Annotated in this window: 9 protein-coding genes and 1 pseudogene; 5 read left to right on the forward strand and 5 right to left on the reverse strand. The window is 72.2% G+C overall.

What is annotated here, in order from left to right:
* Positions 1–589: thiamine pyrophosphate-binding protein (locus tag AC2W7G_RS04220; RefSeq protein ID WP_485867336.1), on the reverse strand; the 589-nt coding region annotated here is incomplete at its 3' end.
* Between the two features lie 25 nt (positions 590–614).
* On the reverse strand, positions 615–1,529 hold the full coding sequence (locus AC2W7G_RS04225; RefSeq protein WP_485867337.1) for a DUF2785 domain-containing protein: 915 nt from the start codon (positions 1,527–1,529) through the stop codon (positions 615–617).
* 101 nt (positions 1,530–1,630) lie between these two features.
* On the opposite strand from AC2W7G_RS04225, the pseudogene AC2W7G_RS04230 reads away from it, so the two are divergent.
* Together AC2W7G_RS04230 and AC2W7G_RS04235 are read left to right on the forward strand one after the other, a co-directional pair.
* Positions 1,631–1,777 (forward strand): annotated as a pseudogene (locus AC2W7G_RS04230) (histidine kinase N-terminal domain-containing protein); the annotation flags it as partial.
* Positions 1,778–2,325: 548 nt separating this feature from the next.
* Positions 2,326–3,024, forward strand: coding sequence for a sensor histidine kinase (locus AC2W7G_RS04235; protein WP_485867338.1), 699 nt, complete (start codon positions 2,326–2,328; stop codon positions 3,022–3,024).
* A gap of 294 nt (positions 3,025–3,318) precedes the next feature.
* Here AC2W7G_RS04235 and AC2W7G_RS04240 read toward each other — a convergent pair whose 3' ends face one another.
* Complete coding sequence (locus AC2W7G_RS04240; protein ID WP_485867339.1) at positions 3,319–3,570, reverse strand: WhiB family transcriptional regulator; 252 nt, start codon at positions 3,568–3,570, stop codon at positions 3,319–3,321.
* A gap of 177 nt (positions 3,571–3,747) precedes the next feature.
* Here AC2W7G_RS04240 and AC2W7G_RS04245 point away from each other — a divergent pair, with 177 nt between their 5' ends.
* The 3 genes from AC2W7G_RS04245 (at position 3,748) to AC2W7G_RS04255 (ending at position 6,406) form a co-directional block, all read left to right on the forward strand.
* Positions 3,748–4,107, forward strand: a complete 360-nt coding sequence (locus tag AC2W7G_RS04245; protein ID WP_485867340.1) for a hypothetical protein — start codon at positions 3,748–3,750, stop codon at positions 4,105–4,107.
* A gap of 111 nt (positions 4,108–4,218) precedes the next feature.
* Positions 4,219–5,418: an NAD(P)-dependent malic enzyme gene (locus AC2W7G_RS04250; protein ID WP_485867341.1), complete on the forward strand. Its 1,200-nt coding sequence runs from the start codon at positions 4,219–4,221 to the stop codon at positions 5,416–5,418.
* 19 nt (positions 5,419–5,437) lie between these two features.
* A complete protein-coding gene (locus AC2W7G_RS04255; protein WP_485867342.1) occupies positions 5,438–6,406 on the forward strand; it encodes a zinc-binding dehydrogenase in 969 nt (322 codons plus the stop codon).
* 49 nt (positions 6,407–6,455) lie between these two features.
* On the opposite strand, the gene AC2W7G_RS04260 is transcribed toward AC2W7G_RS04255, so the two are convergent.
* Both AC2W7G_RS04260 and AC2W7G_RS04265 read right to left on the reverse strand, forming a co-directional pair.
* Positions 6,456–6,632 (reverse strand): DUF6104 family protein, encoded by a 177-nt coding sequence (locus AC2W7G_RS04260; RefSeq protein ID WP_485867343.1) that lies wholly within the window; start codon positions 6,630–6,632, stop codon positions 6,456–6,458.
* 12 nt (positions 6,633–6,644) lie between these two features.
* Positions 6,645–10,034, reverse strand: a 3,390-nt coding sequence (locus AC2W7G_RS04265; protein ID WP_485867344.1) for a multifunctional oxoglutarate decarboxylase/oxoglutarate dehydrogenase thiamine pyrophosphate-binding subunit/dihydrolipoyllysine-residue succinyltransferase subunit, incomplete at its 5' end; no start/stop codon positions are given.

A 10,034-nucleotide genomic window follows, 5' to 3' on the forward strand; every position in this document is an offset into this window, starting at 1 on the left:
GTCGGGCTCGACCGGCGCGGGGCGCGTGGCGTCGGCGCCGGCCGGTGCTGGTGCTGTTGAACAGCTCGTCCATGGGCACGTCGACGAAGGTCGGGCCGCGGTGCGACGACCCGGCCAGGGCGAACGCCTCGTCGAGGGCGGGGCCGACGTCGGCGACGGTGTGCGCCGTGCGGGCCGACTTGGTGACGGTGGACAGGATCGGCGGGTGGTCCAGCTCCTGCAGGCTGCCCGAGCCCCACCGGCCGGCCGGGGCACGGCCGCCGACGCAGACCAGCGGCGAGCCGCTGAAGTAGGCCTGGGTGAGCGGGCTGACGCCGTTGGTCACGCCCGGGCCCGCGGTGAGCACGGCCAGGCCCGGCGTGCGGGTCAGCTTGCCCACGGCCTCGGCGGCGAAGACGGCGGACGGCTCGTGGCGCACGTCCACGATGCGCATCGGCGGGTCGGCCTTGACGGCCCCGTCGTACAGCGGGAACACGTGGGCCCCGGAGAGGGTGAACATGTGCTCCACCCCGTGCGCGCGGGCGACGTCGACGGCGATCTGCCCCGCGTGCTGGGTGGTCTGCTCGGCCTGGTCGGCGGTGTCCGTCATGTGACGGAGGTTACCCCGGCGTAGGTCAGTGCCGAGGGCGCTTCGGCGGGTCGCGGTACAGGCCGGGGCTCTCGGCGCGCACCTGGTCGAGCACCGCCAGCAGGAGGTCGGCGCGGTGCCGCGGGGGACGCGCGAACAGCTCGGCGTCCGAGCGCAGGTCGGAGCGGCCCTGGACGCCGAGCGCGAGCTGCAGGTGCAGGGCGCGCAGGAACGCGGACGTGTTGCGGGCCGCGGGCGTGGGCCACTCGCGGTCCTGGTGGCCGCGCGTCGGCGGGTGGACGACGCCGGCGCCGAGCCGGTTGAGCCACGCCTCGACCAGGTGCGGCTCGAGGACGTCGCGGTGGAGCATCGTCATGACGGCGAACGCGAGCCGGTCCTCCTCGCCGTGGCGCCAGACGTACGGCGTGGGGGTCAGCAACCGGTCGCCGACGACGTCGAGCAGCACGGTGAGCTCGAGCGCGCCGAGGTGGCGCGAGCGGGCCAGGGCGGCGACGAGGTCGGCGCCGTGGGCGACGGCGTGCGCCCACCCGTGGTCGCCGAGCCAGCCGCGGTGGTCGTTCTCGCGCACGAACCAGCCGGCGGCCTGGTCGCCCCAGTCGAGGACGGTCGTGCGGGGGAGCAGGTGCTCGGACTCGTCGCGGGCCAGCACCTCGGCGAGCACGAGCGCGCTGTAGGAGCGGCGCAGCACCGACGGGTCGCCGTCGTGGCCGAGCCGGTGGCGCAGCCCGGGCAGCAGCCCGTCGCCGAGCCCGCCGAGCAGCTCGTCGTAGACCCCCTGCGCGACCCAGGTCGACAGCAGCGGGTAGGCGACGTCCTCGCGGACGCGGGGGTTCGTGGAGCCCAGCAGCTGGACCAGCTCGACGGTGGCCTCGCTGAGGGACCGGTCGCGAGGGAGCGTCATGCCGCCGGACATCACGGCCTGCCAGTACACCTCGGACACCCCGCCATGGTGCCACGCGGCTCCGACCGGGCTCTAGGCTGACCGACGTGCCCTCGCTCGACACGATCGTCCGCCACCAGACCGCCCTGGGCCGCGACGACGTGGCGCTGCTGCACCGGCTCGTGGCCGACTGGCAGCTGCTGGCCGACCTGGGCTTCGGCGACCTCGTCCTGTGGGTCGGCGACGCCGAGGCCAAGGGCTACTGGGCCGCGGCGCAGATCCGCCCGACGACCGGCGCCACGACCGCTCGACCGACGCGCGTCGGCACGTTTCGTGCCCGCGGTGCACGCCCCCGACCTCGTCCCGCGCCCGCCGCGAGCCCGTACGTCGACCGTCGTCGACGAGATCGAGGTCGACGGCGAGCCGGTGGCCGTGCGGTACGTGCCGGTGCGCCGCAGCGACCGGCTCGTGGCGCTGGTCGAGCACCGCTCGAACGTCGGTGCCCTGCGCCGTCCCAGCCGCCTGGAGGACGCCTACCTGGAGGTGGCGCTGACCCTCGAGGCGATGCTGACCGCCGGCCGGTTCCCGGGCGAGGCCGAGTCCGAGCTGGCCGGCAGCCTGCGCGTGGGCGACGGCATGGTGCGCCTGGACGAGCGCGGGGTCGTCTCCTACGCCAGCCCCAACGCCGTGTCGGCCTACCGTCGTCTCGGCCTGAGCGGCGGCCTGGTGGGCACCGAGCTGGCCGCGCTGACCCAGGGGCTCGTGGGCCCGCGCCGCACCGACGCCGCCCCGCTGACGATGCTCGGCGGGCGCAACCCGACGAGGGCGAGGTCGAGGCCCGGCGGCGACGCTGCTCGTGCGGGTCGTCCCGCTGTCTCGCGGCGGCGAGCACGACGGCGCCCTGGTGCTGCTGCGCGACGTCACCGAGCTGCGGGTGCGCGAGCGCGAGCTGCTGAGCAAGGACGCCACCATCCGCGAGATCCACCACCGGGTGAAGAACAACCTGCAGACGGTCGCGGCGCTGCTGCGGCTGCAGGCGCGGCGCATGGACTCCCCGCAGGCCCGCACCGCCCTGGTCGAGGCCGAGCAGCGGGTGGGCTCGATCGCGCTCGTGCACGAGACGCTGAGCCAGTCCTTCGACGAGACCGTGGCGTTCGACGACGTCGCCGACCAGCTGCTGCGCTCCGTGCTGGAGGTGGCGACCGCGGACAGCCTGGAGGTCGAGGGCCACCGCATCGGCTCGTTCGGCCAGGTGTCGGCCGAGGTGGCCACCCCGCTCGCGCTCGTGCTGACCGAGATCGTGCAGAACGCCGGCGAGCACGCCTTCGCCGGACGCTCGTCCGGACGCGTGACCGTCGCCGTCAACCGCATCCGCAACCGGCTGCGGCTCCGCGTCGGGGACGACGGCACGGGGCTGCCCGAGACGTTCGACCCGCGCTCGAGCCTGGGGCTGTCGATCGTCACGACCCTGGTCGAGACCGAGCTGCACGGACGGCTGTCGTTCGACTCGCGGCGCGGCGCCGGCACGACGGTCTCGATCGAGCTCAGCCTGTAGCCGTCCTGCCGCGAGGGCGGTGAGCGGTGAGCCAGCAACCCGACCCCTCCGGAGCGGTGAGCCGGCAACCGATACGCCGTCGCATTCGGTTGCCGGCTCACCGCTCACGGGGCGGGCCAACGTCGAAGGGTTGCCGCTCACCGCTCCCGAGGCGGGCTGACGTCGAGGGGTTGCCGCTCACCGCTCCCGAGGCGGGCCGACGTCGAAGGGTTGCTGGCTCACCGCCCACCGGCGGGCGGGGACGCAGAAGACCCCGCATCCGTCCGGATGCGGGGCCTGTCGACGCGTGCCGTGTCAGGCGGTCTTGATGCGTGCGCGGGCGTTGCGGCGCTTCAGCGCGCGACGCTCGTCCTCGCTCATGCCTCCCCAGACGCCGTGGTCCTGACCGGACTCGAGCGCCCAGGTCAGGCACTGCTCGCGGACGTCGCAGCGGCGGCACACCGTCTTGGCCTCCTCCGACTGGAGGATCGCCGGGCCGGTGTTGCCGATCGGGAAGAAGAGCTCGGGGTCCTCGTCGAGGCAGGCAGACTTGTGCCTCCAGTCCATGACAAACTCACCCTTCGCAGTTCGTGGTTTTCGCCAGCCCCAGACCCGGTGCGTTCCCGGGGAGCAGCATCAGTTATGTTCCCAAGTTCGCCCAGGTGAAACAAGGGTTACGAGATGACGACCTCTGTCGGTTTCGTCACACGCTTGTAACAACAAGCGAATGGCTAGGCTGGAGCCGTGATCCTGCTCGCCGCCGTCGTCGTCCTCGTCGAGGCCCTGGCCCTGCTCGGCTTCGCCGGCGCGGAGGTCGTGGCCGAGCCCGGCCGCCCCATGGCGTACGCGACGGCCGGGCTCATCGCGGCGTACGGCCTGGGCCAGGCCTGGGCCGCCGTCCTGCTGCTCAAGCACCGGATCGGTGCCCGCGGCCCGCTCGTGGCCACCCAGCTCATCCAGCTGGGCCTGGCCTGGAACTCGCGCGACTCCGCCCTGGAGTGGCTCAGCCCGCTGCTCGCGATCTCGGCGCTGGTGGCGCTCGTGGGGCTCCTGGCCCCGTCCACCACCCGTGCCCTGGTGGCTGCGGAGCGCGTGCCAGAATGAGATCCGGGGCCCACCTGACGCCCCGCACGCACGGCAGAACGCCCGGCTGACGTCGAGACCCGACCGGTCTCCGCGGCCCGCGGCATCCCCGTCCCCTCGTGAAAGAACGTCATGGTTGCCTTCGACATCGACGCCAGCACCGCCTCCTACGACCCGGAGGACCCCGTCCACGCGCTGCACCGCGGCGGCAAGATGGAGATCTCCTGCACCGTCCCGCTCGCCGGCGCGGACGACCTGTCCCTGGCCTACACGCCGGGCGTCGCGCGGGTCTGCGAGACCATCCACGCAGACCCCGAGGCCGCGCACGAGCTGACCTGGGTCTCCAACACGGTCGCGGTCGTCACCGACGGCACCGCCGTGCTCGGCTTGGGCGACATCGGCCCGGCCGCGTCCATGCCCGTGATGGAGGGCAAGGCCGTGCTGTTCAAGCAGTTCGGCGGGGTGGACGGCATCCCGGTCGCGCTCGACACGACCGACGTCGACGAGATCGTCGAGACCGTCGTGCGGATGGCGCCCAGCTTCGGCGGCATCAACCTCGAGGACATCTCCGCGCCGCGCTGCTTCGAGATCGAGGCGCGGCTCAAGGAGCGTCTGGACATCCCGGTCTTCCACGACGACCAGCACGGCACCGCCGTCGTCACGCTCGCCGCGCTCATCAACGCCCTGCGCCTGACCGACCGCGACCCCGAGCACACCCGCGTCGTCATCTCCGGCGCCGGGGCGGCCGGCGTCGCCATCACCAAGATCCTGCACCGCGTCGGCATCCGCCGGATCAGCGTCGTCGACCGCACGGGCGTCATCCACCCCGGCCGCGAGGACCTCACCGAGGTGAAGCGCTGGCTGGCCGAGGAGACCGCCGACGTCGCGCGTCCGGGCAGCGTCGCGGACGCCCTGGTGGGCGCGGACGTGTTCATCGGCGTCTCCGGCGGCACGGTGCCGGAGGAGGCCGTGGCGCGCATGGCCGACGACGCGATCGTGTTCGCCATGGCCAACCCGAACCCCGAGATCCACCCCGACGTGGCGCACCGGTACGCCCGCGTCGTGGCCACCGGACGCTCGGACTTCCCGAACCAGATCAACAACGTGCTCGTCTTCCCCGGCATCTTCCGCGGCGCGCTCGACGTGCGCGCCACGGGCATCTCCGAGGAGATGAAGGTCGCGGCCGCGCGGGCGCTCGCCGACCTGGTGGGGGAGGATCTGAGCGAGACGTACGTGATCCCGTCGCCGTTCGACCCGCGGGTCGCCCCGGCGGTCGCGAAGGCGGTCACCGACACCGCCCGCCGCGAGGGACTCGCGCGCCGCCCGTACTGACCCGACCGAGAGGACGTCCATGCTCGCCGTCTACGCCCAGTCGTTCAGCCAGGACGATCCGCTGTCCGGGCTGGTGGTAGGGGAAAGACCTGAACCAAGGACTCCGGATGGTTGGGTTCAGGTGACGGTGAAGGCGGCGTCGATCAATCACCACGACGTGTGGAGCCTGCGCGGCGTCGGCCTGCGCGAGGAGTCGCTGCCGATGATCCTGGGCTGCGACGCGGCCGGGCTCGACGAGGACGGCAACGAGGTCGTCGTCCACGCCGTCATCAGCGACCCGTCGTGGCGCGGCGACGAGACCCTCGACCCCCGGCGCACCCTGCTGTCGGAGAAGCACCAGGGCACGTTCGCCGAGAAGGTCGTCGTGCCCCGGCGCAACCTGCTGCCCAAGCCGGCCGGGATGTCGTTCGCCGAGGCCGCCTGCCTGCCCACCGCCTGGCTGACCGCCTACCGGATGCTGTTCACCCAGTCCGGGCTGCAGCCGGGCGGCTCGGTGCTCGTCCAGGGCGCCGGGGGCGGCGTGGCGACCGCGCTCATCGTGCTGGCCCGGGCCGCGGGCTTCCGGGTCTACGCGACGAGCCGCGACGAGTCCAAGCGCCAGCGCGCGCTCGAGCTCGGCGCCCACGAGGTGCTCGAGTCCGGCGCCCGGCTGCCGGTGAAGGTCGACGCGGTCATGGAGACCGTCGGCGCGGCCACGTGGTCGCACTCGGTCAGGTCGCTGCGTCCCGGCGGGACGATCGTCATCAGCGGCGCCACCTCGGGCGACGCGCCGTCCAAGGCCGAGCTGACCCGCATCTTCTTCCAGCAGATGCGCGTGCACGGCTCGACCATGGGCACGCGGGACGAGCTGGGCCGCCTCGTGGAGCTGTGCGACGTGAGCGGCGTGCGTCCGCTCATCGACCGCGAGATCCCCATGGAGGACGCCGCCGAGGGCATCGCCGCCGTGGCGGCAGGGGACGTGTTCGGTAAGATCGTCCTCACCCGCTGACCGCACGCACGAGGGCCCCGCACCGGACGGTGCGGGGCCCTCGTCGTGCTCAGTCCTCGTCGTCGTCGAGCCGCGCCAGCCAGGTGGCCAGCCGCTCGATCGGCACCTCGAAGTCGGGGTTCAGGTCGACGAACTCGCGCAGGTGCTCGGCGAGCCACGCCAGGGAGACCTCCTCGTCACCCCGGCGCGACTCCAGCTCCTCGATGCCTCGGTCGGTGAAGTACACGTCGTCCTCGGCTCAGGCGAAGGCCTGCTGCATGAGCGACTTGTGCTCCTCCAGGTGGCGCGAGTGCTGGCCGACCGACGGCGCGGTGAGCGCCGGACGGGTGACCGGCGTGACGTCGCCGTCGAACGCGTCGCCGTAGTGGAGCGCGACGTGCGGCCACGGGCCCTGGTTCTCCGGCTCGTCCTGCACCCAGCGGACCTCGGACGCGTTCGGGAACGCGCCGATCGCGGCACGGAGCTCCTCGACCGGGTTCGGGTACAGCTGCTCGACCCGGACGATCGCGGTGCGGGGGTTGTCGCCCTCGCGCTTGCCGCGCTCGGCGAACAGCTCCCAGGCGATCTTGCCCGAGCACAGCAGCACCCGCTCGACCTTCTGCGCGTCGACGGTGGTGTCGCCGACGACCGGCTGGAAGGTGCCGGAGGTGAAGTCCTCCGGCTGCGAGGCGGCCGCCTTGCTGCGCAGCATCGACTTGGGCGTGAACACGACCAGCGGCCGGTGCTCGGCACCCAGGTTGTGCCGGCGCAGCAGGTGGAAGTACGACGCGGGCGTCGAGGGCTGCGCGAGGGTCATGTGGTCGTCGGCGCACAGCGTCAGGAAGCGCTCGATGCGCGCCGACGAGTGGTCCGGGCCCTGGCCCTCGTAGCCGTGCGGCAGCAGCAGCACGACGCCGGACTTCTGGCCCCACTTGGCCTCGCCGGCCGAGATGTACTCGTCGATGACCGACTGGGCGCCGTTGACGAAGTCGCCGAACTGCGCCTCCCAGACGGTCAGCGCCTCCGGACGCGCCACCGAGTAGCCGTACTCGAAGCCGAGCGCGGCGTACTCGCTGAGCAGCGAGTCGTAGATGTAGAACGGCGCCTGGCCCTCGCTGAGGTGCGACAGCGGCGTCCACTCGTCGCCGTTGGTGCGGTCGATCATCGTCGCGAAGCGCGAGGAGAACGTGCCGCGGCGGCTGTCCTGGCCGGCCAGGCGGACCGGGCGGCCCTCCATGAGCAGCGAGCCGAGGGCGAGGATCTCGCCGGTGCCCCAGTCGATGCCGCCGGACGTGATGGACTGCGCGCGACGCTGCATCTGCGGCATCACCTTCGGGTGGACGGTGAAGCCGTCCGGCACGTTGGTGTGCGCGTCCGCGATCGCCTTGAGCGTCTCGGGCGAGACCGCCGTGACGAGCTCGCTCGCGGCCGGCTTGACCGGGTAGTCCGGCGTGCGGGTGTAGTCGGGGTCCTCGTGCGAGGACGCCTCCTTCACCTCGGCGAAGTTGCGCTCGAGCTTGGCCTGGTAGTCCGCGAGCGCAGCCTCGGCCTCCTCCAGCGTGATGTCGCCACGACCGACCAGCGCCTCGGTGTAGAGCTTGCGCACCGACTTCTTGGCGTTGATCGTGTCGTACATCAGCGGCTGGGTGAAGCTCGGGTCGTCGCCCTCGTTGTGGCCGCGACGGCGGTAGCAGACCATGTCGATGACGACGTCCTTGTGGAACGTCTGGCGGTACTCGTACGCCAGCTGCGCCACGCGGATGCAGGCCTCGGGGTCGTCGCCGTTCACGTGGAAGACCGGCGCCTGGATCATGCGGGCCACGTCGGTGCTGTAGCGCGAGGAGCGCGACGACGACGGGCTCGTCGTGAAGCCGACCTGGTTGTTGATGATCAGGTGGATCGTGCCGCCGGTGCGGTAGCCGCGCAGCTGCGACAGGTTCAGCGTCTCGGCCACCACGCCCTGGCCCGCGAAGGCCGCGTCGCCGTGGACGAGCAGCGGGAGCACGGGGAACTCGGCACCGCGGTTGAGCCGGTCCTGCTTGGCCCGGGTGATGCCCTCCAGCACCGGGTCGACGACCTCCAGGTGCGACGGGTTCGCAGCCACGGAGACCTTGATCCGGTCGCCCGTGGCGGCGGTGAACTCGCCCTCGACGCCCAGGTGGTACTTGACGTCGCCGGAGCCCTGCACGGTGCGCGGGTCGATGTTGCCCTCGAACTCGCGGAACACCTGGGCGGGGCTCTTGCCGGCGATGTTCACCAGGACGTTGAGGCGTCCGCGGTGGGCCATGCCGATGCAGACCTCCTCGAGGTGGTCCGCGGCCGCGGCCTCGCAGATCTCGTCCAGCAGCGGGATGGCGGTCTCGCCGCCCTCGAGGCTGAAGCGCTTCTGGCCGACGAACTTCGTCTGCAGGAACGTCTCGAACGCCTCGGCCTGGTTGAGCTTGTCCAGGATGCGCAGCTGCTCCTCGCGCGGCGGCTTGGTGTAGCCGGCCTCGAGCCGCTCCTGGAACCAGCGACGCTCGGCCGGGTCCTCGATGTACATGTACTCGACGCCGATGGTGCGCGCGTAGGCGTCGCGCAGGACGCCGAGGATGTCGCGCAGCTTCATGTAGCGGCGGTCGCCGCCGAAGCTCGGGCCGGTCGGGAACTCGCGGTCCAGGTCCCACAGCGTGAGGCCGTGCGACGCGGTGTCGAGGTCCGGGTGCGTGCGCTGGCGGTACTCCAGCGGGTTGGTGTCGGCCATGAGGTGGCCGCGCACGCGGAAGGCGTGGATGAGCTCGAGCACGCGCGCCTGGCGGTCGATGTCGTCGTCGTGACGCACCGCGATGTCCTGGGCCCAGCGGATGGGCTCGTAGGGGATGCGCAGCGACGCGAAGATCTCGTCGTAGAAGCCGTCGGCGCCCAGCAGCAGCTGGTGGATGACCTTGAGGAACTCGCCGGACTGCGCGCCCTGGATGACGCGGTGGTCGTAGGTCGAGGTCAGCGTCATCATCTTCGACACGGCCAGCTGCGTGATCGTGTGCTCGGACGCGCCCTCGAACTCGGCCGGGTAGTTCATCGAGCCGACGCCGATGATGGCGCCCTGGCCCGACATGAGCCGCGGCACCGAGTGGTTGGTGCCGATGCCGCCGGGGTTGGTGAGGCTGATCGTCGTGCCCTGGAAGTCCGAGACCTCCAGCTTGCCGTCGCGGGCCTTCTTGACGAGCGTCTCGTACGCCGCCCAGAACTGGGCGAAGCTCATCGTCTCGGCGGCCTTGATCGAGGGCACCAGGAGCTGACGGCTGCCGTCGGGCTTGGGGACGTCGATGGCCAGGCCGAAGTTGACGTGCTCGGGGTTGAGCTGGACCGGCTTGCCCTTCTCGTCCGTCGCGTAGCCGGTGTTCATCTCGGGCATGCGGGCGGCGGCGCGCACCACGGCGTAGCCGATGAGGTGCGTGAAGGAGACCTTGCCGCCGCGGGCACGGGCGAGGTGGTTGTTGATGACGGTGCGCTGGTCGAAGAGCAGCTTGACCGGCACGGAGCGGACGCTCGTCGCGGTCGGGACGGTGAGGCTCTCGTCCATGTTCTTGGCCGTGGCGGGCGGCGCGCCGCGCATCGTGACGCGCTCGACCTCCGCCCGGACCCGAGGCGTGGGGCGCGGCCGGCGGGG

It is taken from the genome of Aeromicrobium sp. PFPM2_SD2 (assembly GCF_057364525.1).